24 protein-coding genes are annotated in these 24,401 nt (G+C 63.1%); 13 read left to right on the top strand and 11 right to left on the bottom strand.

Annotation, left to right across the window (positions count from 1 at the left end):
- The first annotated feature begins 379 nt into the window (after nucleotides 1-379).
- Both RQH14_RS06960 and RQH14_RS06955 read left to right on the top strand, forming a co-directional pair.
- Nucleotides 380-706: a hypothetical protein gene (locus tag RQH14_RS06960; protein WP_311212583.1), complete on the top strand. Its 327-nt coding sequence runs from the start codon at nucleotides 380-382 to the stop codon at nucleotides 704-706.
- A 37-nt stretch (nucleotides 707-743) separates the two neighbouring features.
- Entirely contained in the window at nucleotides 744-1,295 is a 552-nt protein-coding gene (locus RQH14_RS06955) for a dihydrofolate reductase family protein (RefSeq protein ID WP_311212582.1), read from the top strand.
- Between the two features lie 100 nt (nucleotides 1,296-1,395).
- Here RQH14_RS06955 and RQH14_RS06950 read toward each other — a convergent pair whose 3' ends face one another.
- A complete protein-coding gene (locus tag RQH14_RS06950; protein ID WP_311212581.1) occupies nucleotides 1,396-1,695 on the bottom strand; it encodes a hypothetical protein in 300 nt (99 codons plus the stop codon).
- A 346-nt stretch (nucleotides 1,696-2,041) separates the two neighbouring features.
- On the opposite strand from RQH14_RS06950, the gene RQH14_RS06945 reads away from it, so the two are divergent.
- From RQH14_RS06945 to RQH14_RS06930, 4 genes are all read left to right on the top strand, one after another.
- Nucleotides 2,042-3,385 carry a cytosine permease gene (locus RQH14_RS06945; RefSeq protein WP_311212580.1) on the top strand — a complete coding sequence of 448 codons (1,344 nt, stop codon included), beginning with the start codon at nucleotides 2,042-2,044 and terminating at the stop codon, nucleotides 3,383-3,385.
- A gap of 5 nt (nucleotides 3,386-3,390) precedes the next feature.
- Nucleotides 3,391-4,938 (top strand): hydantoinase/oxoprolinase family protein, encoded by a 1,548-nt coding sequence (locus tag RQH14_RS06940; RefSeq protein ID WP_311212651.1) that lies wholly within the window; start codon nucleotides 3,391-3,393, stop codon nucleotides 4,936-4,938.
- Between the two features lies 1 nt (nucleotide 4,939).
- Nucleotides 4,940-6,082 carry a DUF917 domain-containing protein gene (locus RQH14_RS06935; protein WP_311212579.1) on the top strand — a complete coding sequence of 381 codons (1,143 nt, stop codon included), beginning with the start codon at nucleotides 4,940-4,942 and terminating at the stop codon, nucleotides 6,080-6,082.
- A 154-nt stretch (nucleotides 6,083-6,236) separates the two neighbouring features.
- Nucleotides 6,237-7,739, top strand: a complete 1,503-nt coding sequence (locus RQH14_RS06930; protein WP_311212578.1) for a helix-turn-helix domain-containing protein — start codon at nucleotides 6,237-6,239, stop codon at nucleotides 7,737-7,739.
- Between the two features lie 16 nt (nucleotides 7,740-7,755).
- Here the strand turns inward: RQH14_RS06930 and RQH14_RS06925 are convergent, their stop codons facing one another.
- Nucleotides 7,756-8,199 carry a YdeI/OmpD-associated family protein gene (locus RQH14_RS06925; RefSeq protein ID WP_311212577.1) on the bottom strand — a complete coding sequence of 148 codons (444 nt, stop codon included), beginning with the start codon at nucleotides 8,197-8,199 and terminating at the stop codon, nucleotides 7,756-7,758.
- Between the two features lie 93 nt (nucleotides 8,200-8,292).
- Between RQH14_RS06925 and RQH14_RS06920 the strand changes: the two genes are divergently transcribed.
- Nucleotides 8,293-8,523: a DUF2630 family protein gene (locus RQH14_RS06920; protein WP_311212576.1), complete on the top strand. Its 231-nt coding sequence runs from the start codon at nucleotides 8,293-8,295 to the stop codon at nucleotides 8,521-8,523.
- On the opposite strand, the gene RQH14_RS06915 is transcribed toward RQH14_RS06920, so the two are convergent.
- On the bottom strand, nucleotides 8,524-9,666 hold the full coding sequence (locus tag RQH14_RS06915; protein WP_311212575.1) for a glycerate kinase: 1,143 nt from the start codon (nucleotides 9,664-9,666) through the stop codon (nucleotides 8,524-8,526).
- A gap of 59 nt (nucleotides 9,667-9,725) precedes the next feature.
- Nucleotides 9,726-10,697, bottom strand: coding sequence for a D-2-hydroxyacid dehydrogenase family protein (locus RQH14_RS06910; RefSeq protein ID WP_311212650.1), 972 nt, complete (start codon nucleotides 10,695-10,697; stop codon nucleotides 9,726-9,728).
- Nucleotides 10,698-10,762: 65 nt separating this feature from the next.
- On the opposite strand from RQH14_RS06910, the gene RQH14_RS06905 reads away from it, so the two are divergent.
- Nucleotides 10,763-12,580, top strand: a complete 1,818-nt coding sequence (locus RQH14_RS06905; protein WP_311212649.1) for a sugar-binding domain-containing protein — start codon at nucleotides 10,763-10,765, stop codon at nucleotides 12,578-12,580.
- Between the two features lie 82 nt (nucleotides 12,581-12,662).
- On the opposite strand, the gene RQH14_RS06900 is transcribed toward RQH14_RS06905, so the two are convergent.
- Together RQH14_RS06900 and RQH14_RS06895 are read right to left on the bottom strand one after the other, a co-directional pair.
- Entirely contained in the window at nucleotides 12,663-13,460 is a 798-nt protein-coding gene (locus tag RQH14_RS06900; protein WP_311212574.1) for a glycerophosphodiester phosphodiesterase, read from the bottom strand.
- A gap of 13 nt (nucleotides 13,461-13,473) precedes the next feature.
- Nucleotides 13,474-13,746: a hypothetical protein gene (locus tag RQH14_RS06895; RefSeq protein ID WP_311212573.1), complete on the bottom strand. Its 273-nt coding sequence runs from the start codon at nucleotides 13,744-13,746 to the stop codon at nucleotides 13,474-13,476.
- Between the two features lie 139 nt (nucleotides 13,747-13,885).
- Between RQH14_RS06895 and RQH14_RS06890 the strand changes: the two genes are divergently transcribed.
- Nucleotides 13,886-14,752, top strand: coding sequence for an NAD-dependent epimerase/dehydratase family protein (locus tag RQH14_RS06890; RefSeq protein ID WP_311212572.1), 867 nt, complete (start codon nucleotides 13,886-13,888; stop codon nucleotides 14,750-14,752).
- A gap of 28 nt (nucleotides 14,753-14,780) precedes the next feature.
- Here the strand turns inward: RQH14_RS06890 and RQH14_RS06885 are convergent, their stop codons facing one another.
- Nucleotides 14,781-15,599 carry an isocitrate lyase/phosphoenolpyruvate mutase family protein gene (locus RQH14_RS06885; protein WP_311212571.1) on the bottom strand — a complete coding sequence of 273 codons (819 nt, stop codon included), beginning with the start codon at nucleotides 15,597-15,599 and terminating at the stop codon, nucleotides 14,781-14,783.
- 68 nt (nucleotides 15,600-15,667) lie between these two features.
- A complete protein-coding gene (locus tag RQH14_RS06880) occupies nucleotides 15,668-16,477 on the bottom strand; it encodes an HAD family hydrolase (RefSeq protein WP_311212648.1) in 810 nt (269 codons plus the stop codon).
- A gap of 71 nt (nucleotides 16,478-16,548) precedes the next feature.
- Between RQH14_RS06880 and RQH14_RS06875 the strand changes: the two genes are divergently transcribed.
- Nucleotides 16,549-17,610, top strand: coding sequence for a glutathione S-transferase family protein (locus tag RQH14_RS06875; RefSeq protein WP_311212570.1), 1,062 nt, complete (start codon nucleotides 16,549-16,551; stop codon nucleotides 17,608-17,610).
- Nucleotides 17,611-17,649: 39 nt separating this feature from the next.
- On the opposite strand, the gene RQH14_RS06870 is transcribed toward RQH14_RS06875, so the two are convergent.
- Together RQH14_RS06870 and RQH14_RS06865 are read right to left on the bottom strand one after the other, a co-directional pair.
- Entirely contained in the window at nucleotides 17,650-18,585 is a 936-nt protein-coding gene (locus RQH14_RS06870) for a carbohydrate kinase (RefSeq protein WP_311212569.1), read from the bottom strand.
- A 40-nt stretch (nucleotides 18,586-18,625) separates the two neighbouring features.
- A complete protein-coding gene (locus RQH14_RS06865; RefSeq protein ID WP_311212568.1) occupies nucleotides 18,626-19,447 on the bottom strand; it encodes an alpha/beta hydrolase in 822 nt (273 codons plus the stop codon).
- A 110-nt stretch (nucleotides 19,448-19,557) separates the two neighbouring features.
- Here RQH14_RS06865 and RQH14_RS06860 point away from each other — a divergent pair, with 110 nt between their 5' ends.
- From RQH14_RS06860 to RQH14_RS06850, 3 genes are all read left to right on the top strand, one after another.
- Nucleotides 19,558-20,664, top strand: a complete 1,107-nt coding sequence (locus RQH14_RS06860) for a RelA/SpoT domain-containing protein (protein ID WP_311212567.1) — start codon at nucleotides 19,558-19,560, stop codon at nucleotides 20,662-20,664.
- 22 nt (nucleotides 20,665-20,686) lie between these two features.
- A complete protein-coding gene (locus RQH14_RS06855; protein ID WP_311212566.1) occupies nucleotides 20,687-22,183 on the top strand; it encodes a SulP family inorganic anion transporter in 1,497 nt (498 codons plus the stop codon).
- A 93-nt stretch (nucleotides 22,184-22,276) separates the two neighbouring features.
- Complete coding sequence (locus RQH14_RS06850; RefSeq protein WP_311212565.1) at nucleotides 22,277-23,272, top strand: bile acid:sodium symporter family protein; 996 nt, start codon at nucleotides 22,277-22,279, stop codon at nucleotides 23,270-23,272.
- Nucleotides 23,273-23,275: 3 nt separating this feature from the next.
- Here the strand turns inward: RQH14_RS06850 and RQH14_RS06845 are convergent, their stop codons facing one another.
- Entirely contained in the window at nucleotides 23,276-24,280 is a 1,005-nt protein-coding gene (locus RQH14_RS06845) for a LacI family DNA-binding transcriptional regulator (RefSeq protein WP_311212564.1), read from the bottom strand.
- Nucleotides 24,281-24,401 lie beyond the last annotated feature (121 nt).

Raw genomic sequence — 24,401 nt, 5'->3', positions numbered from 1 at the left:
TTAGGCCGCGACGCCACCCCGACACCGCGCCGTGCCGCAAAACGGACTTAACGGCATCCACTCCGGGGCATCTTGCAAACGGCTTTAGGCCATTCATCAAGGCACTTTTGAGCACTGGTGGAATGCCGAATCAGCCTCCACGTAACATTTCAGTCCCGTATGTTGTCCCAAAACATCCCCTGCAAACAGCTGTCACAAAGACAACTTCCGGGACAGTTCGGTTTGTGACTCAGGAGCCCATATCCATGCGTGAGTACACAGCGGCCTGGCTGACGCCGACGATCTTCAGCCGCAGCTGCCATGTCAGTCATCGCCGTCGTAATGTTGCGCAGGTCACACATCGCACATACGCTGGGGGCGCTGCAGCGTGGCAGCAAGGATGAAAGGCAGTGCATTGGCCAGCGAGAAGCTCTCCGTTGTTGTTCGCGTCGACGTGGACGGCGAACAAATTCAGATCGCAGCAACCGGTCGCGTGACCGCTCTGAGCCTTCAGGGTCTCTACCCCGTGGTCCAACGCACCAAGGGTCTTGGCGGCGGTCTCGGAATTGAGATGGACCTGTCCCAAGCGACCATTGATGAGGATGCGCTGAAACAACTGCAGGTCTACGCCGAACTCCACGAAGTGCCCGTGCGCCTCAGCCCGGACCACAACAATGTGACCGCCCTTCCGTCCCGAGGCTTCCAAACCACCAGCCGCGCCGCCTAACATCGTCGTCATAGCCACCGCCTACCAGGAGAAACAATTGCGCAAAGTCACCGCTGGCCTGTTCCACTCCGTAGACGGCGTAGTTCAGGATCCGTTCAAGTTCCAGTTCGACAGCTTCGACGACGAGCTGGGCACGGGACTCACAAAGATGATCAATTCCGTGGACACCGTCGTCCTGGGGCGGGTCAGCTACCAGGAATGGGCCGGATATTGGCCCAACGCCCCGCGGGACGAGGACTTTGCCGCCTTCATCAATCCCGTGGAAAAGTTCGTGGCATCGCGCACCCTCACAGAGTCTCTTGAATGGGAAAACTCGCACCTGATCGAGGGCGATGTGGAGAAGTTCGTCACCGAGCTGAAGTCGCGTGACGGCGGCGAGATTGCCGTCTGCGGCAGCATCTCCCTGGTCCGCCAGCTGTTTTTCGCGGGCATTCTGGACGAACTGACCCTCATGACGCATCCCGTGGTGGCTGGCAGCGGGCGGCGGCTCTTTGAGGACGGCGCCCCACTGCACCGGCTCGTGTTGGAGGACCAGTACGCCACCAGCAAGGGCAACGTGATCAGCACGTACAGCCTCCGCAAAGACTAAACGCACGACGACGACACCCGCCTGAGGGGCGTCACATGCCAACAGCCGCCTCCCCACGGGTTCGGCCACAGGAAGGCAGCTGTTGGTTATCAGGCGAACGTCAGTGGCTGCCGGTCACTTCCTGCCAAGGAAGCCGGTGTCCGTTGCAGAGAAGGCTGGGCGATTCGCCCTGCTCAGCCAATTCGGCCTTGAGCCCCTGCCTCACGGCCTGACCGTAGGACTGCACCCGGCCCCCTTCGGGGTATGCCGCATCAGGGTGGTCATTCAGGCCCGAGTATGAGCAGATGGAGTTGGAATTATCCGGGCCCTTTTCCACCTGTCCGGCCGCGAAAGCCGGCGTCGCAGATAAGGCCGTCAGCGCGCCCACACAGAGGGCAGCAGAGAGAATTCTGATTCGCATTGTGTTACCTCGCTTAGTTGTGACTTGGCGCGTGCTTCCCAGCCAGCCCGACGCAGGTGGGAACAAGATAGCGCAAGTCCACGCCGAGGGTAAGGGCCCTTCGGTAGCATCCTCGCGCCGCTCACGTTCCCGGTCGTAGACCACGGTCAGTCCCCCTCACATCAATTCGTCATGCCGTTCCTGATCATCACACGAATCTGGCTGCGATTGCTTCGACTCCCGCGGAAGACAGGACTGACCTTATGCGATGTGCACAGTTGACCGCATCGAGCACTGCACATTGCCCAGTGACCTTGGCACGACGCGCAGATACTGTGAAGTGAATCACTCGAAAGGAATGCATGTCATGTCCACCTCCGACACAGGGCACGATGACTACCCCATCACCAGGGTTCCCGCAACGAAGCGGAAGCACTGGTTCGGCATCGCGGTCCAACGCTTCGGTCAGACTTCCGACCTGAGCCAGTTTCTCCTCGGGGCAACCTTTGGCTTTGGAATGACCTTCTGGGACGCCTTCTGGGCGTTCACGGTGGGCGCATTGATCGTCGAAGCCCTCATGATTTTCGTCGGCATCGCCGGCATGCGCCAAGGCCTCACAACATCCATGCTTGCCCGCTGGACGGGCTTTGGCCGCGGGGGCGCCTCCGTCCTTGGACTGGCCATCTGCATCAGCCTCATCGGATGGTTCGGTATCCAGTCAGGGATTTCCGGCGCGGGGCTGAACCAGATTGTCCCCGAGATTCCCACCTGGGCTTGGTCACTGGTCTTTGGCCTGGTGGTCACACTGATTGTGGTCCGCGGCTTTGAATCAATGCAGTGGTTGGCCAACATCACTGTGCCGCTGTTCATGATCCTGATTGCTTGGGCAGCCTGGGCCGAGCTCAGCAACCACTCCATCAGCCAGCTCATGAACGATGCCCCTCCCGGGCCGCAATTGGATTTCGTCACCGCGACCACCATCGTTGCTGGAAGCGCTGTTCTCGGGGCAGTCATTACGCCCGACATGACCCGCTACAACAGGAGCGCCGGCGACGTCGTCAAGCAGACCGTCGTCGGGATGACGCTCGGCAACTACAGCATCGGCATGATCGGCGTCCTGCTGGCCCACGCCGTGAAAACGGCAGACGTCACCCAAATCATCTTCTCCTCCGTGGGCTGGGTGGGCATCCTGATCATCGTCCTGGGAACATCCAAGATCAATGACTGGAATCTCTACAGTGCCGGCCTCGGCGTCGTGTCCTTCTTCAACAGCGCCATGAACAAACGCCTGAACCGGGGACACGTGACGTTGCTGTTGGGCGTCGTCGGAACGGTATTGGCAGCCGCAGGCATCCTGGATAAGTTCATCGACATCCTCATGGTTCTGGGCGTCGTGTTCCCACCTGTAGCCGGCATCATCATGGCCGAATACTTCGTGGTCAAGAAGTGGCGGCCGCTCCTGGAAGCAAGCCGCGATTCCGGGCTCCCACCAGCTGAGTCACCCAATTGGATCCCCGCCACGTTCGTCATCTGGGCGATCTCCGCAGCGCTGGGATACTTCGTCACCTTCGGGCTTCCGGCATTCACCTCGCTGGCCGCTGCCTTCATCCTCTACATCGTCGCCGGCAAGCTGAACCTCTTGCGATCCTATGGCGACAACCTACCAAGCACCCCAAACACCACACAGGAAGAAGCGGTAACCGCACCATGAGCAGCCTGAGAATCGGCATTGACGTCGGCGGCACCAACACGGACGCCGTACTGCTGGACGGCACGCAGGTGCTCGCCTCTACTAAAGTCCCCACCACCAAGGACGTCACCAGCGGCATCACGCAGGTGCTCACCGCGCTGAAGGAACTGAATGGCTTCAGCCCGGACCACATCCGAGGCGTGATGATCGGAACCACGCACTTCATCAACGCCCTTATTGAAGCGCGGGACCTCTGCCCCACAGCTGCGATCCGGCTGGGTCTTCCGGCCACCGCTTCCCTGCCACCATTCACTGACTGGACCGATACCCTCATCAACGCCGTCAGTGGCCGAGCGTATATGGCCCACGGCGGTCACGAGTTCGACGGCCGTGCCATCAGCCCCTTCGACCCCGACGAAATAAGGCGCCACGCTGCCGACATCGCAGCTCACGGCATCCGTTCCGTGGCGGTATCCAGCGTCTTCTCGCCCGTCAACGATGAATTCGAGCAGCGCACCCTGGCCATTCTCCGCGAAGAGCTCGGCCCGGAATTCCCCGTCTCCCTCTCGCACGAAATCGGCCGGGTGGGCCTCCTGGAGCGCGAAAACGCCACTATCGTCAACGCTTCCCTCGCCGAGATGGCCAACCGGATTGTTGATGGCCTCGCAAAAGCCGTGCTGGAGCAGGGCATCACAGCTCCGCTCTACGTCAGCCAGAACGACGGCACGCTCATGGACATCGAGTACACCCGTCGTTACCCGGTTGCCACCTTCGCCTCAGGACCCACCAACTCCATGCGCGGAGCAGCGGCACTGTCCGGGTTCGCCGACTGCCTGATTGTGGACATCGGCGGCACCACTACAGACGTCGGCGTCCTGGTGAACGGGTTCCCCCGCGAGTCCAGCACCCACGTTCGGCTGGCCGGGCTCCGCACCAACTTCCGTATGCCGGACGTGCTATCGGCAGGACTGGGAGGAGGTTCCCGGGTCAGGACCGACCAAGGAACCGTGGGCCCGGACTCGGTAGGCTACCGCCTCACCGACGAGTCGCTCGTCTTTGGCGGTTCCGTCCTGACGGCAACTGACATCGCCGTCCGCAGCGGAAGGGCCGACGTCGGAGACGCATCTTTGGTGAGCCATATCAGTGACACTGTGGTCAGGTCAGCCCTGGAACAGATCGACCGCACCATCGCCGATATCGCGGACCGGATCCGGACCTCGTCGGCAGCCTTGCCGGTTGTCGCCGTCGGGGGTGGATCCATCCTGCTGGCAGACAAACTGGATGGTCTGGGCACCATCCACCGCCCCGGGAATTTCGACGTCGCCAACGCGTACGGGGCCGCAATCGCCCAGATCAGTGGCGAGGTGGACCGCGTGTCCTCCATCGCGGACGGCGATCAAAAGCGCGCCATGGAATCCGCCCGGCAGGAAGCCGTTGACCGCGCCGTAGCCGCCGGCGCCAACCCGGACACTGTGACCATTGTTGAGCAGGAAGCCATACCCATTCCTTACCTGCCGGGAAACGCCATGCGCGTCCGGGTCAAAGCAGCCGGCAACCTCACGTTAGGAAAGTGACATGACCCTTGAAGTGACGCAGGGCCGCAAGCTCAAGAAGATCACCGTGGAGGACATCGATTCCCTGGCGCGCGGGGCGGCCATCCTGGGAACAGGCGGAGGCGGCGATCCCTATATCGGAGCCCTCCTCGCGAAACAGGCCATCCACGAGTTTGGTCCCGTTGAGCTCGTCTCACTCGAAGACCTTCCCGATGATGCCTTCATCGTTCCCATTGCGGCGATCGGTGCCCCCACGGTGTCCGTTGAGAAGCTCGACACCGTGGAGAACCTGCACCTGACCATCCAGAAGTTGGCGGCGTCGTTGAACCGGACCGCGACCCACACCGCCTGCCTGGAGATCGGGGGATCCAACTCGATGCTGCCGATCGTGGCGGCCGCGCAGTTGGGGATTCCGCTGATTGACGGTGACCTGATCGGACGGGCGTTCCCGGAAATACAGATGGGAATGGCACCGCTGTACGGAATCCATGCCACTCCCATGGCCCTGGCTGACGAAAAAGGCAACACTCTTGTCATCGAAGCCATTGACTCGTTCTGGGCCGAGCGCTTTGCCCGCCAGGCCTCCATCGAAATGGGGTGCAACGCCTTCAACAGCACCTATGCCATGACCGGCGCCCAAGCCCGCGAGAGCTTCGTAGGCGGGTCCATGTCGTTCGCCATCACCATCGGCGATGCCGTTGCAGAGGCACAGCACAACAACCTGAACCCCTGCGACGTGTTGGCGGAAACTCTCGGGGGCCGGGTGATCCACCTCGGCAAAGTTGCCGACTTGCAGCGCCAGACAACGGGGGGCTTCGCCAAGGGCCAGGCCTTGATCGAGGGCATGGGCGCCGACACTGGCTCCGTTCTTTCACTGCACTTCCAGAACGAACATTTGCTTGCCACCAAGGACGGAACCGTGGTGACCACTACCCCGGACCTGATCATTGTGGTGGACGCAGAATCCGCAGAACCGGTCACCACCGAAAACCTGCGATACGGGCAACGCGTCTGCATCCTGACCGCGCCCAGTGATCCCCGCTGGCACACCACGGAGGGCCTCGAACTGGCCGGACCGGGGTACTTCGGGTACGGCGTCCCTTCCCACAGGTGGGACGGAACGCCGGAAGAGCACACCGAGTCGATCGAGCGCTACCGCGCCTGACCGCCGTCGAACATGGCCTTGCTGCCGCGCCTCCAACGTCTGTTGGCGGCGCGGCGGTGGCATCATTGGGAGCATAGCCGTCGAGGAGAACCGGAGCAGCAGAATGATTCCCCCGATACCGCTGTGGTCTGTCACGAACCACTCACCGGCGGGCGTGACAGAGAGTGTTGGGGAGCCGCGCAGCGCAACGGTTTCGTCGCTGGTTGCCTTGTCCGGATCCCTCGCCGAGGTCAATCGCCAGGTCCGCGAACAACGGACCCTTGATGGCGACCCCCTCACCCTCCACAACTGCATTTTGCTCCCCCTCGAGCCGTTGCCGTCGCGCGTATCGTGGGACGTGGAGGCCCTGTTGGCGCTGTCTTCAGCGGCCGGCGTCGTGGCCCTTGCGGTAAATCTACAGAACGACGACGGCGCGTTGCCGCCCAACGTGAGAAGGCTCGCCGAGCGCTTGGGGATGGTGGTGCTGGCCGTCCATAACACTTGGCAATTCGGCATCGCGGCGCAGGAGCTGTTGTCCGGCGCCGCGCATCTTCAGGGGCAGTTGATCTCTCGCGTGGCGGCCGAGTGCCGAACGCCCTACGGCACCCTCACCCATCTGCTCCAGCGGCTGGGAGCCGCGATCGGGCATGAAGTGACGCTCGTGGATCCGTCCGGGAAACTGATCTCCGCTGATCCTTCAGGCGCTGGGTCTGTACCGGAGACGGATGGCCCACAAAGCGCAGCGACGGAAATCCTTGCGTCGGTCCATCGGGAACAAGAGAACAGTCCGCGACTCCGGGTTGTCCCCGGCCCCACGTTGGATCAAGAGCGGTCCGCGATCCGCGCAGCCTTGGAAGTCGCGGCCATAGCGGTATCCGAGCTCCTGTCCCGGCAACGGCTGGAGAGGGAGCGCGACGCGCGGCACCGCATCGCCCTGCTGGGTCAGCTCATCGACAACGCTGGAGATGTCACCCCGTCCTTCAGGGCGCGGGCGCTGGAACTGGGATGGACCCTGGACGGATTCCACATTGCGTTCCGCGTCATCACGCGCGAATCCGTGGATCTTGTGGCGCGGAAACCGGACCTGGACCGGGCCCTGATGCGCGAGAAGATCGAGGCTTCAACGGTTGAACAGTCAGACGGCTGGTCCGGCTGGCTAAGCTTCCCCTCCAAGCCCGGGCCGGCGGAAGTCAGCCGCGTCAGCAGTGCGCTTCGTCGGGCTCAGCGGGAGCTCGCAGCTACGGTAGCCACGCAATTCGGAGTGGGACGCCTGCAAGCGCAACCCGAAGGGATCGTCAGCTCGCTGGAGGAAGCCAACGACGCCGCCCGCATCGCGGGTGCCAGGGAAAACTCCGGATACTTCGTGCACGTGGACAGGCTGGATATGGCCCAGCTACTGCTGATTTGGACTAGAACGGACACCTTCCGCCCAGCAGCACGGGAACTCCTTGCCCCGCTTCTCAAAGCCGGCCCCGAGCTCCTGCAGACTCTCACCACCTTCCTGGACTGCGAATCCTCATTGACCGAGACGGCAGCCATCCTCAATGTCCACCGCAACACCGTGAGCGACCGCATCAGGCGAATCCAGTCACTCATTGCCATCAACCTGGAGGATCCGGAAGCGCGGTTGGCTCTGCAGCTGGCTTGTCGAAGCGTGCTGACGGATAAACCGGAGTAGGGCTTCCGGCAGGAGGCTACTTCTTCCCCGCCTTCAGGTCCGCCACCACCTTCGCGATCCGCCGTGCACGCGTCTCCTCGGTCTTGGCATCACCGATCGGCTCAACATAGCGTCGCTGGCTGCTGTAATTCAGGGTCCCGTAGAAGGCCTTTGCCTCAGGTTCGGCATCCAGCGCGGCGGCCAAGTCCCCGGGCACCTCGATCACGCGTGGCTGGGCGTCCACTTCAAGGCCAACCTCAACCGTGTCTCCAGCCGAAGCGCCCGTGAGCTCCCGGTTGGCCGAGCTGACGCCCACCATGTATTTCCCGCCCATCACCGCGATGCTGCTGCGGTAGCTCTGACCGTAGATGGTCACCACCACAGGGGGCCGTTTGCCGGCTCCAAGCCCGTCAACGATCTCATCGGGAACTTCGATGCCGGCCTTGTTGCCATCGCCAACGATGGTGGTTGTGAATTTCATGTCCCAAGTATGCCGTTGGCCATTGGTAGACGCACTGCACCTACAGGACTATTTTCGAGATAGCCGCAATCCCCCCCACCAAAGGAGACACCCGTGGACAACCAAGATCTCTTGGAACGCATCCAGTCGCTGGTCGAAGAGGAGCATCGCTTGCGCGACTCCGAAGGGTCGGGAAACGACGCCGCCCGCCTCGCCCAACTGGAGGCGCAGCTGGACCAATGCTGGGACTTGCTGCGCCAACGCCGCGCCAAGAAGGATGCAGGCGGGAACCCCGACGACGCCGAACCGCGGCCCGTCAGCGAAGTCGAGGGCTACCGGCAGTAATCAGGCTCCCTCGAGCACCTGGCTGGTAGCCCACGCGAGGTATTTGGCGGCATTGGCTACGGCGTCGGCGACGTCAGGAACGCCATCTTTGCGCTGCGCTACGTCCAGCAACTGGGCCGCGGCCACAATGCCGTGCTTCGCGAGGTCTTCGGGCGTTACCGTAATGCGCCCTGCGACGGCGATGACGGGAATTCCGTGCATGCTCGCGGCATCAGCCAGCGCGATCGGCGCCTTGCCTGTGAGCGACTGCTCGTCCATGGAACCTTCGCCGGTGATCACCAGGTCGGCCTCGCCCAAATGCTGCGCGAGGCCTGTGAGCCCGGCGACCAGCGCGAAGCCGCCTTCCAGCGCAGCATCGGTGAAAGCCAGGAACGACGCCGGGAACCCGCCCGCCGCTCCAGCTCCCGGAACGTTCACGTCGCGGCCCGTAGCTTCCCGAAGGAGCGACGCCCAGTTGCGGAGACCGGCGTCGAGCCTTTCAACAGCGTCCTCATCCGCGCCCTTCTGCGGACCGAAAACATGGGCGGCACCCTCCGGCCCATAGAGCGGGTTTTGGACGTCGACGGCGATGCGGAACTTCACGGCGGACAGCCGCGGATCCAGCTCGGAGACGTCGACGGCGACGACGTCGGCCAAGGAACCTCCGCCGAGCGGCACTACGTTCCCCGCCGCATCAAGGGGCTTGAGCCCCAAGGCACGCAAGGCGCCACTGCCGGCGTCGGACATTGCCGAGCCACCCAGGCCAAGCACGATCTCGGTGGCTCCGGCGTCGAGGGCGGCGGCGATCAGCTGGCCGCAGCCGTAGCTGTGGGCTCGCAGCGAATTCTCAGGTGTCGGCTCCATGTGCGCCAGGCCGGAAGCCATCGCGGTCTCGATGACGGCGCTGGCCCCGCCGAAAGCGTCTTTGCGGATCGCCCAGGAGGCTCCGACCGGCTTGAGGATCGGGCCAACAACGGCGTTGTTCCGTTCCTCGTAGCCAGCGGCGATCGCGGCATCCAGTGTGCCTTCGCCACCATCGGCCACCGGGAATTGGGTGGTCACGGCATCGGGGTAGACACGGAGGGCGCCCTCGGCCATGGCTGACGCGGCTTCGGCGGCGGTCAGTGATCCCTTGAACTTGTCCGGGGCGATGAGGATACGCATGGGTCCATCTTGCCAGCTTCGTTCGGAAAGCGCTTGCCCAAGCGTAATGTAGCGGCTGATTAGCCCATGATCACCCGGACAGGAGCCCCATCCAGCCACCCCTTGACGTCCTCGAAAGCCCCGCCATAGAACTGCCGGTAACTCTCGTGGGTCACGTAGCCGACATGCGGTGAGAGCACTGTCCGCGAAGAGTGCAGCAGCGCGTGCCCGGACGGAAGGGGTTCTTCGTCGAACACATCCAGCGCAGCGCCGCGGATCCACCCCTCCTCCAGCGCCTGAATCAATGCAGCCTCATCCACCAACGGCCCGCGCGCAGTGTTGACCAGCACGCCCTCCGGGCCCAGAAGACGCAACTCCTTTGGACCGACGATCCCCTCAGTCCGCGCAGACAAGCGGAGATGCAGCGTCACGACGTCGGATTCCCTGAACAACTCCTCCTTGCTGACCTTGCGTGCACCCGCATCAGCGGCAGCCTCGGCCGTGAGGTTCTGGCTCCAAGCCAGGACGTCCATACCGAATGCTTTCGCGTAGCCTGCCATTCGCTTGCCGATCTTGCCCAGGCCAACGATTCCCAGCGTTTTGCCTTCGAGTTCAAACCCGACGCCGGCCTGCCAGTCGCCTGCGCGCAGGGAGTTCTCCTCCACGGTCAGATTCCGGGCAAAGGCCATGAGCAAGGCCCACGTCAGCTCGGGCGCGGCGGCCGGTGAGCCACCTGTCCCACACACCACGATGCCCCGCTCTGCAGCCGCTTCCAAGTCAATGGCTGCGTTCGCCATTCCAGTGGTCACCAGCAGCTTCAGATTGGGCAGGGATTCCAAAACGTCCTGGGGGAAGCGAGTGCGTTCGCGCATCGCCACAATGATGTCGAACGGCGCCAAGGCGGCCACGGCCTGCTCTTCCGACACGAAAGGTGCGCTGAAGACGCTCACTTTCACGCCGTCGTCGAGCAATGAGTCCCACGGGGCGTAATCGCCGGAGACCTGCTGGTAATCGTCCAGGATGGCTAAACGGAATCGGGTCACGTCACCCATCCTCGCGCGGCGGCCGGTGGTACTCAACCCCATCTCGCGTTAGGTTTTTGAGTGTGACCCAAAATGTGACCTCCGCCATGCCCAAGCCCGAGCACCCCCGCCCGCAACTGGTTCGCAAGAAGTGGATGAACCTCAACGGACCCTGGGGTTTTGAGATCGACGCCGGTGACTCCGGTTTGGAGCGCGGGCTCACCACCCGCGAGCTCAACAGCGAGATCCTGGTTCCGTTCGCACCGGAATCTGCGCTTTCGGGGATTGAACACGTGGACTTCATGGAAGCCGTTTGGTATCGGCGAACCGTGACCATCCCGCAGGAATGGGCCGGACAGAACATCTTGCTTCACTTTGGCGCCGTGGACCATGACGCCACCGTATGGGTCAACGGGGTTGAAGTTGCCCGGCATCGGGGCGGTTTCACTCCCTTCACCGCAGATCTTGGGGGTGTCACGGAGCCCGGTTCGGACGCGGTGATCGTTGTGCGCGCCAGGGATTCACGGCACGAAATGCAGGCCCGCGGCAAGCAGGCAACTTGGTACAACAACACCCACTGCCAGTACACGCGAACCACCGGCATCTGGCAGACCGTGTGGATGGAAGCCGTGCCCGAGGTGCACATCAAACGCCTCCGGATGACCCCAAATCTCGCGGACTCCAGCATCACTCTGGAGGTACCCGTCAGCCAGAACCGGAGCGGGCATGTGGTTGCTGCGGTGCTGACTGACAAATCGGGCCTGAGGATTGAGGCTTCGGCCAAAGCTGATCTGGACCTCACGCCCTCCCTTCGATTCGAAATTCCCGCCGGATCCCTGCGACCCTGGTCCATCGAGGATCCGTTCCTTTATGACCTCGAAGTGAGCGTCCGGGACCAATCCGAAGCCGTCGTCGATGAAGTCAGCAGCTACGCGGCCATCCGCTCAATCGCCCTGGACGGAAAGGTGGTCCGCCTCAACGGCAAGCCCGTTTTCCAGCGGCTGGTCCTGGACCAGGGCTATTGGCCCGATTCCCTCATGACGTCACCGGACGAGGAAGCGCTGATCAAGGACATCGAACTTTCCATGGCCGCAGGATTCAACGGCGCCCGCCTGCACCAAAAGGTCTTTGAGGAGCGTTTCCTCTACCACGCCGACCGGCTCGGGTACCTGGTGTGGGGCGAGTTCGGCGACTGGGGTGTCTCGGGCGGCGGCACCATAGGACACAACCAGCAGCCCACGGCGAGTTTCGTTGCCCAGTGGCTGGAAGTCTTGAAAAGGGACTACAACCACCCGTCCATCATCGGCTGGTGCCCCCTTAATGAGACGCACCAGGTTCTCCACGATCGCCTCACAGTTCTGGATGACGTCACAGAGGCCATGTTCCAGGCCACCAAACTGGCTGATCCGACACGTCCGGTCATCGACGCCTCCGGTTACGCGCACCGGATCCGCGATACGGACATCTACGATTCCCACTCCTATGAGCAGGACCCGGACCGCTTCCGCATCGAGCAGCAGGGCCTGGCAGAGGGGAAGCCCTACATCAACCGCAAGGGCGACGGCGAGGAATACTCGGTGCCGTACGCCGGCCAGCCCTACTTCGTCTCGGAGTTCGGCGGAATCTGGTGGAACGAGGTGGAGGCCCGCCAGGCTGTGGAGGGAAGCGACGTCGCCACATCATGGGGCTACGGCCAGCGGGTCGGTTCAGAGGAAGAGTTCTACACCCGGTTCGACGGACTCTGCTCCGTGCTGCTGGAGAACCCGGACATGTTCGGGTACTGCTACACCCAACTGACGGACGTCTTCCAGGAGAAAAACGGCATCTTCACCTTCGACCGCAGCAACAAATTCGACCTGGCGAGAATCCGCGCAAGCCAAATCCGGCCGGCGGCGATCGAAACCCAGGACTAACCCCCGCCGAGGTGGCATTTAATGACAATGTGAGCGCCTGGGATTGTCATTAAGTGCCATCTCGCGGGGCTGTGCTGCGGGGTTAAACCCACTCGCCCCGGCGGACCAGCACTTCCTTCAGCAGATCCAGGCGGTCCGAGACCAATCCGTCAACTCCCAGGTCCAGCAGACGCTCCATCTCCAAGGGATCGTTGATGGTCCACACATGCACCTGCCTGCCAAGCCGATGCGCGCGACGAATGAAGCCCGGCGTCACCACCGGCAACCGCCCATAGCGGACAGGAACTTGGAAGACGTCGACGCCGGAGAGCAGCTTGCGCGCCAAAGGGGCCGGCAGCACGGGGCCTAGAAGGACGAAAAGCGCTGTCAGGGAGCTGCCTGCCGAGGATGCCACCCGCCGTGACAGCTTGGCAAGGACTGCGCGGCGTCGCTTATCCGAGAAGCTGGTGACCAAAACGCGGTCGTGGATGCGGTGCTTCTCAATGGCCGCAGCCATCGAGTCCACGGAGTTCCAGTCTTTGACGTCCAGGTTGAGCCGGGCTCCGGGCAACGACGTGACCAGCTCGTCAAAAGTTGGCACCGGTTCCACGCCACCGATCCTCGCCGGAGCAACTTCCGCCGCCGTCAGCTCGGACACTTTCCCCACGGAATCAGTCACCCTGTCCAAGGACGAGTCATGGAAAACCAGCAGCACCCCGTCCGATGTGGTGTGGACGTCCGTCTCGAGGTGCACTGTACCCAGCTCCACCGCAGCCCTGAACGCTGCCATGGAATTCTCCAGGCCGTCCAAGGAGAATCCCCGGTGGGCGAAGGCCAGAGGGCCCACTGAACCATCCTTGCGGAGGAAATAGGGCAGCGTCACACCCGTAGCGTAGCCCATCGCCAAGGTGCGCCTAGGACTCCTGCGGGACTGCCGCCGTCGTCCGTTGTGGAACGATCGCCACGCCGTCGCTGACGTGCACCAGCGTTCGGCCGCGACCGTCGTCGAGCTCTACCCACACCGCGGTGGCATCGCCGGTGACGGCGTCCACCACCCCGGACGATTCGTAGCCCGGCGTCAGGGTGACGCTGACCCGATCGCCCTGGCGCAGCGACCGCCATTGATGGTCCGGTTCGATCCGCCGCAACGGCGCAGTATTGACGTTGTTGATCCGACGCTTGGCCATGATTCCCCCTACACATTCAACGAGACGATTTTGACCGTGCGAACGGGTCCTTGGCTGGAAGCCTACGGAGCCAAGTTGAACGCCGGTTGTATGGAAGCTGGGAACTGGGTGACACCGCGGGACTGGCAAACTAAAGGGCATGACTGTGTTGATTGCCGGATGCGGCGACCTTGGGACCGAAGCCGGACTCCGCTTCGCCGCTGCGGGCCATGACGTGGTGGGCTTGCGCCGGTCCCCCGAGAAGTTGCCTGCCGAAATCCGCGGCCTGTACGCGGACCTCTCCACTGAGCTGCCGGACCTGCCGTCGGACGTGGAGATCGTGGTGGTGGCCGTTGCGGCCGACTCCTCCACTGAAGAGGCCTACCGCGCTGCCTACGTGAACGGAGTCAGGAACGTCCTGGACGCGTTGGAGCGGCAGTCCATTCAACCGCGGCGCGTTCTGTTCGTCTCCTCCACGGCGGTGTACAAAGACTCCGGCGGGGCTGTGGTGGACGAGTCGACCCCCACGGAGCCCACGCGGTTCAGCGGCAAAGTCCTGGTGGAGGCCGAAGATCTGCTGTTCGCCCGGACACTCGGGACCAACACCCAGCCCATCTCGCTCAGACTAGGCGGCATTTACGGGCCTGGTCGCACGCGATTGATCGATCAAGTCCGTAGCGGCAAGGCCGTCATTCCGGCGCAGCCACGGCACACCAACCGCGTCCACAGGGACGACGCCGCGGCCATGATTGTCCACCTCACCACCATGAGCCAGGACCCGGACAGGGTGTACGTCGGTGTTGATGACTACGCGGCGGAGATGGGCGACGTCATGCGGTTCCTCGCCTCCGAGGTGGGAGGCCCGGAACCCACGACGGCAGCACCCGGCGACGCCTCCGACGCCGGCCCGGGCGACAAGCGCTGCAGCAACGCACGGCTCAGGGCGACCGGTTTTGATCTCACCTATCCGACGTTCGAAGAGGGCTACCGCGCGCTGCTGGCCGGCGAGGGCGTACGGCACCCGTGAAGCCGCACGCCTCCCACCAGCCCGGGAACTAGTTGGAGCCGGCGAACAGCCCGTTCAGGGAGCCGTAGTCGATGGCTTCGTTCACGGCGGTATAGGTGCCAGCGGTGTTGAGCTCTGCCGCGGCGCGCTGGGCTACGGCATAGGCGGCTTGGGCGACGCTGGATCCGAGGCTGACCCTGGAGACGCCAAGCCTTCCGAGTTCGGTGACACTCAGCGAGCCTGCCCCCACCATCACGTTGACGGGGACAGAGATCCCAGCGGTCAACGCGGCAATCGTATCTGCATCCGATGCTCCGGGAACAAAGATGCCGTCGGCGCCTGCTTCCACATACTTTTCGGCTCTGGCCAGGGCCTCGGCAATTTGCTGCTGGACGGTGCCGTCCCCGGCAAGGAACACGTCGGTGCGTGCATTGATGAACAAGTCGTTGCCCGCGTGCTGTGCGGCATCCCGTGCGGCTGAGATCCTTGCGCAGAATTCGTCCGGATCCCGCGAGCCATCTTCCATGTTGATCCCCACGGCGCCGGCCGCAAGAATATCGGCGACCGTCCCGGCGATTCCTTCCAGCGTTTCCGAATAGCCGCCCTCTATGTCAGCCGTCACGGGCACGTTGACCGCCCTAACGATGCTGGCGATAACGGCCACAGCACGCTCCCTGTCCAGTCGGTCGCCGTCGGGCATACCCAAGGACCAAGCAACTCCGGCGCTGGTGGTGGCTACAGCGGGCGCGCCCGCTGCCTCCGTAATGACGGCGCTGGCGACGTCCCAGGCGTTGCTCAGTGCCAAGGGCTTTTGGCTGGTGTGGAGAGACCTGAAATGGGCTGCGGTTCGGTTATGTTCCGGATTCATCGGTCCATTCCACCAGCCATCACGGTGGATGTCTGGCAGGAATCGGACATCACCAGTGCCGGATCAAACTAGACCCGCTGCTCCGTCAACTTCGCCTCGAGAATCTGGGCCACGCCGTCGTCGTCGAAGTGCGGCGCCTGCTGGCCGGCCGCCAGGATGGCTTCCGGGTGACCACTGGCCATCGCGTAACCGTGGCCGGCCCAGCGAAGCATCTCGATGTCATTGGGCATGTCCCCGAACGCCACCACATCAGCGGCTTCGATGCCCAAGGACTCGGCGTACTTGGCCAGCGTGACGGCCTTGTTGATGCCGGGAACGGACATTTCCAGCATCGCCGTCCGGGGTGCCGAGTGCGTGGTGCTCACCAGGTGCGCGACGGCCGGCTGAACTTCGGCCAGGAATTCGTCCGGCGTACCTTTGCGGGTAATCGCCAGGAACTTCACGACGGCGTCATCCGCCGTGAGCGTCTCAGCCAGCGGTTTCGGGGTGAATTCGGCAAGAAGCTCGCTGGTTTCGTTCTCGATGAAGCCCGGCTCAAGCTGGAAACCCGTGAGGGTCTCAACGGCGAAGAGGGCATCGGGCCGGAGCGACTTGATGATACGGCGGGCCTCGAACACAGATTCCGCGTCCAAGGCACTGGAGGACAGTGCTTTCTCGGTTTCGAGGTCCCACACCACGGCGCCGTTGGAACAGATGACGATTCCGCTGTGTCCCAACTGCTCCTGCAGCGGGTACAACCAGCGCGGTGGGCGACCCGTGACGAAGACGAGTTCCACCCCTGCGTCGCGGCATGCCTGGAATGCCTTGATGGTCCGGTCACTGATTTTGCCGTCGTGACCGAGGATGGTGCCGTCAATATCGCTTGCTACGAGCCGCATCATGCCAGTCTACGTGGGCACAACGGCCCACAAGGTCGCGGGGTTCAGGGAACCCGGCTTAGGCTGAAGTCATGAGTGAGAAGACCAGGGAAGTCGACGAACACAGCACCCGCGGGGCCTATGTCACTGGCAGTGAGTTCACCCGGGACACGAATTACATCGAGGACCGCATCACCCGGGACGGCACTCCCGGAGCGGACGGCGAGCCCGGCTGGCCCGTGGAGCCGGGACGCTACCGGTTGATTGCTGCGCGGGCTTGTCCGTGGGCCAACCGCGCCGTCATTGTGCGCAGGCTGCTGGGACTTGAGGACGTCATCAGCCTTGGCCAGCCCGGCCCCACGCACGACGCCCGGTCCTGGACCTTCGATCTGGATCCGGACGGCAAGGACCCGGTACTCGGCATCGAACGCCTGCAGGAGGCATTCTTCCGACGCTTCCCGGACTACCCCCGCGGCATCACAGTTCCGGCTCTGGTGGACGTCCCCAGCGGACAAGTGGTGACCAACAACTTCCCCCAGATCACCGTGGACTTCTCCACGGAGTGGACGGAATTCCATCGTCCGGGCGCGCCGCAGCTGTATCCGGAGCACCTGCGCGAGGAAATCGACACCGTCAACAAGAGAGTCTTCACCGAGGTCAACAACGGCGTCTACAGGTGCGGCTTCGCCGGGTCCCAGGAAGCCTACGATTCCGCCTATGCCCGTCTGTGGAACGCGTTGGACTGGCTGGAGGAACGGTTGACCGGCCAACGGTACCTCGTGGGCGATTCCATCACCGAAGCCGACGTCCGGCTCTTCACCACTCTGGCACGCTTCGACGCCGTCTATCACGGACACTTCAAGTGCAACCGCAACAAGCTCAGCGAAATGCCGGCGCTTTGGGGCTACGCCCGGGACTTGTTCCAGACGCCGGGCTTCGGAGACACCACCGACTTCGTGCAAATCAAACAGCACTACTACATAGTGCACGAGGACATTAATCCCACGCAGATCGTTCCTGCGGGACCAGATCTGTCCGGCTGGCTGAGTCCCCACGGACGGGAATCCCTGGGCGGAAGTCCGTTCGGGGAGGGCACCCCGCCAGGACCGGTGAAGGCCGGCGAGGAAGTGGCCGCCGGTCACGGGGCCGGTTAGACACCTGCGCTACGCGCCGGGGTTTATGCCACGCGGCGGTTATTCCACGCCGTGATTGAGCTCGGCCCTCGTGGGCGGATTCGCGCCGGCCCGTGACACCGTCACGGCAGCCGCGCGTGTTGCGTGATCCATGATGGCTGCCAAGGTCTCAGCCGGCATGGCCCTCAAGGCGTCACGGTTCTGAGCGCCATCCAGACCATGGTCCACAATGGCGGACAACAGCCCCGCCATGAACGAATCCCCTGCGCCCACGGTGTCCACCACATTCACGGATGGTGCCGGAATCTGGGTCTCGCCTGCCCTGGTGATGCCCCACGGACCACGTGAACCACGCGTCACCACCACCAGGGCCGGGCCTCCGGCGCCGCCCAACGTCAGCCAACGGCGCGCGGATTCCACCGGATCAACACCAGGATAAAGCCACTCAAGGTCCTCGTCGGAGGCCTTGACGACGTCGGACAGCGCCACGAAGCGTTCGGCTTGCGTCCGTGCGTAGTCAACGTCGGTAATGATGCTCGGACGGCAGTTGGGATCGAAGCTGATGGTGCTGCTCGGGTGGGCATGTTCGACGGCGGCAAGCACCTCTGCGGCGCCCGGCTCCAGTGCGGTGGCTATGGAACCTGTGTGCAGCAAGGTAGCGCCCTGCAGCATCAGCGGCAACCTTGCGGCGAGTCCGGGCAATTCCCAGGCGAGGTCAAAGACATAGGTGGCGGCGCCGTCGTCGTCGATTTGCGCGGTGGCCACGCTGGTGGGCTTCTCGTCCGGCGGAAGCGGCACCATCACGGAGCTTGAGCGGAGGTGCGCCGCCACGGAATCGCCGTAGGCGTCCCGGCCATAGCGCCCGATGAACTGCACCGGGTGGTCCAGGCGCGCCAGACCGACGGCTACGTTGAGCGGGCTGCCGCCAACGTGCGCCTCGATTCCGGAGGAGCGTTGAACCACATCAACCAGGGCCTCACCAATGACTGTCAGCATGGGACAACTCTGCCAGAGGCAAGCCCACGCGAACCAGAGATTACGAGAGCAGTCGCTGGACCAGTTCGCGGCACTTCTTGTAGGCGACGGCCTTGGGGTCGATCAGGTCGAAATGGTCGCCGGGGACGCGCAGCAACTGGGCGGCGCTTCCGGCAGCCGTGGCTGCAGCTACGTATGCCTCGGACTGGCTCGCTGGGACGTCCTCATCATCCGTGGCGTGGACGGCATATACGGGAACATCCAGCGGCAGCGAACTCATGGGGTCCGCGTACTTATGCCGCTTGGGGAATCTATGGGAATCCCCGCCCATGAGGTTGCAGACGGCTCCGTTGCTGAGGTTCAACTTCTCCGCGGCCGCGAGGTTCAGAAGGCCGGACTGGCTGACGACGCCGGTCAGGTGCACGGCGTTGTCTTCCGGGCTGCGCTGGAGCTGGCGGTCGGCGTCGGGCGTTCCGATGTCCGAGAGCCGCTGCCGTCCCGCAGCCCAGACAGCCAAATGGCCGCCGGCCGAGTGGCCCAAGGCTACTACTTTGCCGAGCTGGAGATCGTGATCGCCGGCAATGGTGGACAGGTGGTCGATGCCGGCCAGGATGTCCTCGAAAGTATGGGGCCAACCACCGCCGTTGCCGGCCCGCCGGTACTCGAGGTTCCAGGCGGTGATGCCGTGGGCTGCGAGGTCCCGCGCAAGAGGCTCGCCAAGCTCCGCGCCGTACTGTGACCGCCAGTAACCGCCATGGATCACAACAGCGATTCCACCGGCCAGCGCAGACGCGCCGCGATGGTTTCCGTTGGACGGTTCAGGTATGAAGAGTTCGCCCCATTGGCTGGGGTGTTCGCCGTAGCTGTACTTGTGCCGCAACATTGCGCCCTCCTTTGTACTGAGCCTATCGTGACGATTCACAAGTTTGGCTAGAGGCACCCCGACGGCGAGTGGCTCGGTTCAGTGTCGGACCCGCCCCGTAAGCTGGGGGCATGGCAAGCAATTGGGACAGCCTGGACCAGGATCAGCGCGACGCAGTGGAAGCAAACGTGGCGCTCTATGAGCGTGTCCGCCCTGCCCTGAAGCGGGTCACACGTGATGTCCTGCTCACCTTGAGGGACATGCTGAATGACGCCGAGGTCACTCCCTTGTTTGTCACCGGACGGACCAAAACAGTGGAGTCCTTCCGGGAAAAAATTTCCCGGACCGATGATCCCCTGGAGCCGGGCGGGCCCCGGTTGTTGAAGTTCCCGGATCCCTTCCGCACGTTGAATGACATGGTGGGCATCCGTGTCATCACCAAGCTTCCGGCCGAGAATGCTGCGGTGGCCAATATCATCAAGCGGCAGCGGCAGCTCTTCGATTGCCGCGGTGACCGCGAGAAGGACATCGGCTCCATCGAGTCGGGAACCTACGGATACTCCAGCCGGCACCTCATTCTGCGCACCATCCAGAACGAGGCCGTCAAGGAATACCAGCAGGCCTTCAACCCAGACATGCCCGCCAACGGCAGCTACTTCTTCGAATGCCAGATCCGCACCGTTTTTGCCCACGCTTGGAGCGAGATCGAGCACGACATCCGGTTCAAGGCCGAAGATCCGCGTGCGTGGACACCCCACTTTGACCGCCAGTTCACTGCAACGGCTGCCATGTTGGAAACAGTGGAGAGCGCCTTCGCCGATCTTCACGAGCGGTACGAGGAAGTTCGCGGCTACTGGGATCTTGAGGGCGATGGCGGCATGCCCCTGACGCCCAATAGGGTCCGTGACGTCTGGCGTACTCTGCTGCCGCACGTTGACCGTAAAGTTGATGATGACTGGGGATGGGCTGCCGAGCTGCTCGCCGCCCACGGACTCACCAAGACCGTGGAGCTTGCCGGACTGCTCAGCGCCAACCGGATCACCGAGGTCCGCAAGGCCTTGGACCACCGCTACTCCCCCGGCCCGGACCGCCTCCTGGATGACCTCCTGCTGTGGCAGTACGGAACCGAACACCTTGATCTCACCGCTGAGGCGCCCGACGTCGTTCCGCACCCGCGGCGCGACAGCCTCCTGCGGCGCCTTAAGCAGATTGAGCGCTACCGCCAGACTGCGCTCTAGGACAACTGCACTCTAAGGACCCATGACTCCCGAGCAACTCATGTCACTGCGGGCGACCTTCCGTTCGCCCCGCCGCCTGCTGACGGAATCCCTCGCGGGACTCGTGGTGGCGTTGGCTTTGATCCCCGAGGCCATCGCGTTCTCGGTGATTGCTGGGGTTGATCCCCGCATCGGTTTGTTCGCTTCCTTCACCATGGGCGTTGTGACGGCTTTGGTGGGTGGCCGGCCTGCCATGATTTCCGCAGCCACCGGTGCTGTTGCCTTGGTAATTGCCCCGGTGATGAAGGAGCACGGGCTCGATTACCTGATCGCGACGATCATCCTGGCAGGTGTTTTCCAGATCGTCCTGGCGGTGCTGGGCGTCACCAAACTGATGCGTTTCATCCCGCGGTCCGTGATGATCGGCTTTGTGAATGCGCTGGCCATCCTGGTGTTCATGTCCCAGATGCCCGAGCTCTTCAACGTGCCGTGGATGGTCTACCCGATTGTCGTTGTTGGCCTGGTCATTGTGTTCGGGCTGCCCCGCCTGACCACAGCGATCCCGGCTCCTCTGGTGGCTATTGTTGCCATCACATTCGTGACTGTCCTTGGTGGCATCGACGTGCCCACTGTCAGCGACAAGGGTGAGCTCCCGGACAGCCTGCCGGGTTTCTTCCTGCCCAACGTTCCCCTGAACCTGGAAACTTTCCAGATCATTGCGCCCTTCGCACTGTCCATGGCGTTGGTGGGCCTGCTGGAATCCCTGATGACTGCCAAGCTGGTGGACGACATCACGGACACCCGATCCAACAAGACCCGCGTCTCCTGGGGGCAGGGCGCCGCCAACATTGTCACAGGATTCCTTGGTGGCCTGGGTGGTTGCGCGGTGATTGGTCAGACCATGATCAACGTCAAGGGATCTGGCGCTAGGAGCCGGCTCTCGACGTTCCTGGCCGGTGTGTTCCTGCTGGTGCTGGTAGTGGTCCTCGGCGACGTCGTGGGCATGATTCCCATGGCGGCGTTGGTTGCCGTGATGATTTTCGTTTCGCTGATCACCTTCGACTGGCACTCGATTCGTTTGTCCACGCTCAAGCGGCTGCCCAAGTCGGAGACCGCCGTCATGCTGATTACGGTTGCCGCTGTAGTGGCGACGCACAACCTCGCGGTGGGTGTCGGCGTCGGCGTCCTGACCGCCATGGTGCTGTTCGCGCGGCGGGTGGCCCACTTCGCAACGGTGGAGCGGACGGAACTCGAACTCAACGGCGAAGTTGTTGCGACATACACCGTGGACGGCGAACTGTTCTTTGCTTCGTCCAATGATCTGTACACGCAGTTCGACTATTCAAAGGATTCCTCAGAAGGAATAGATCGCGTGATCATCGATCTTCACGGATCACATATCTGGGATGCATCGACTGTTGCCGTGCTGGACTCCGTGACCGAAAAGTACCGGAACCATGGGCGCGAGGTGGAGTTTATCGGGCTCAACGAGGCCAGCATCCGAATGCGTGAGCGGCTTGCCGGAAAACTCAACTCCTGACCCCACCCCTCCCAACTGCGGTTGTCTGACATATTCCCCTGCATGGATGTAAAAAAGTCGTTCGGTTTAGGGGCCAAGTGTGAGCATGGATGAATGCTTGAGGCAACCAATACCCCGTCGAAAACAGAACAACCCGCTGCGCCCGTGAACGCCGCCCTTGCCGCTGAAGCCAGGATTGCGCGCATCGCCGTCACAGTGTTCCCGCTCCTGGTGGTTGTTGCAGGGGTCCTCGGATTCCTGATTCCGGATCTGTTCAAACCCATGGGCGTCGCGGTTCCCTACCTGCTGGGCGTCATCATGTTCTGCATGGGCCTCACGCTCACCCCGCCGGACTTTGCCTCGGTGGCGCGCCGTCCTTGGGCCGTTGCCCTTGGCATCGTGGCGCACTACGTCATCATGCCCGGCGCCGGGTGGCTCATCGCCGTCCTCCTGCAGTTGCCGCCGGAACTGGCCGTCGGACTGATCCTGGTGGGTTGCGCACCTTCCGGCACAGCCTCGAACGTCATGGCGTTCCTGGCCAAGGGCGATGTAGCCCTGTCCGTGGCTGTCGCCTCGGTTTCCACGCTGATCGCGCCCATCGTGACCCCCGCCCTGACACTCTTCCTGGCTGGCTCCTTCCTGCACATCGATGCCGGCGCCATGGTGATGGACATCGTGAAGACCGTGCTGCTGCCGGTAATCGCAGGTCTGTTGGCCCGCCTCTTCCTTTCGAAGCTCGTCGCAAAGGTTCTTCCCGCACTTCCGTGGGCGTCCGCCGTCGTGATTTCGCTGATCGTAGCCATCGTCGTCGCGGGAAGTGCCAGCAAGATCGTGGCTGCAGGCGCGATCGTCTTCCTGGCCGTCGTTCTCCACAACGGTTTTGGTCTGGGCTTGGGCTATTTGGCGGGCAAGCTCGGCCGGCTGGACGACAAGGCACGCCGAGCCCTCGCGTTTGAAGTTGGAATGCAGAACTCCGGCCTGGCCGCCACTCTGGCCACAGCGCACTTCAGCCCCCTGGCCGCACTGCCGTCGGCCGTGTTCTCGCTGTGGCACAACATCTCGGGCGCAATTGTGGCTGCCTGGCTGGCGCGCCGCCCACTGAAGGACTAGCTCCTAGGGCTGCGTGGTGCCTCGGTGGTGCAACTTCCACGGCGAGGCAACCCGGATGCCCTCGGCCGGCGTGGTTCCCGCCAAGCGATCAAGCAGCATCCGGACCACCAGTTCAAAAATCGGGTCCGGCCCAACGGTAGTAAGCGCCGGGTCATACTCCTGGCCCTCGGTGGAGTTTCCTACGCCAACAATCTGGATATCCTCAGGGACCCGCAGGCCCAGGCGATACGCGGCACGGATGGCCTGCAGCGCTTCCATGTCGTCCGTGCAGAAGATGGCCGTGGATCGGTCCGGCAGCTGGAGCAACTCCAACGCCGACTGGTACGCGGTGGCAGGGTGGTGCTGCGACGTCCTGACCAAGGATTCATCCAGGGGTGTGCCCGCCTTCTCCAACCCGGCAGCATAAGCGGCAAAACGGCTCTTGGGCCGGCCCGCCGGGTCTGCCCTGCGGATGCACGCGATTCTGCGGTGGGATGCGGTGAGGAATTCCATGCACTCCGCGAGCCCTTCATCGGACTCGGGAGCCAGGACATCAAACCCCGCGGGCTTCATGGTTCCGGAGATCACCACTTGCGCGACGCCGCGGCGAGCCAGCTCGGTGACGGTTTCGTCGTCTGCCTTGGCCTCGGGGAAATAGCCGATGATGACGCCATCGGCACCCCCGGACATCATGAACTTTCGCCAATCGTCGCCCAGCAGGATCACCGGCTGGTACCCGTGCTCCGGGAGGATCCGGGCCGCCGCCGTGGCGAGGGCACGGTCCCAAGGCCAGTCAAGGTTTCCGATAGCCACGGCCACCACGTCCGTCTTGCCCCGACGCATGCCCCTTGCCGCCTGGTTGGGCACATAGCCGAGCTCCTTCACGGCCGCCAACACGCGGTCCTGCGTGGGCTGGCTGATCCGTGTGGTCCCTCCGTGACGGCCGGAAAGCACGTAGGACACCGTGGTCAGCGATACGTCAGCCGCTTTCGCAACGTCGCGGATGGTGGGCTTGGATCCCTGGCTCACGTGCAGCTCCTGGTAGACAGCGGGTTTCCTTGAACTCTATCGGCAAGGGTTGGACACCCCTTGACGCAAATAGTTGTGAACGTTAACAATTTATGGGAGTCCGTAAACGCCAGATGGGAAG

The sequence above is a fragment of the Arthrobacter sp. WCS2018Hpa-7 genome, from assembly GCF_031843805.1.
Classification (GTDB): Bacteria; Actinomycetota; Actinomycetes; order Actinomycetales; family Micrococcaceae; genus Arthrobacter.
This window is presented reverse-complemented; position numbering and strand designations above follow the sequence as displayed.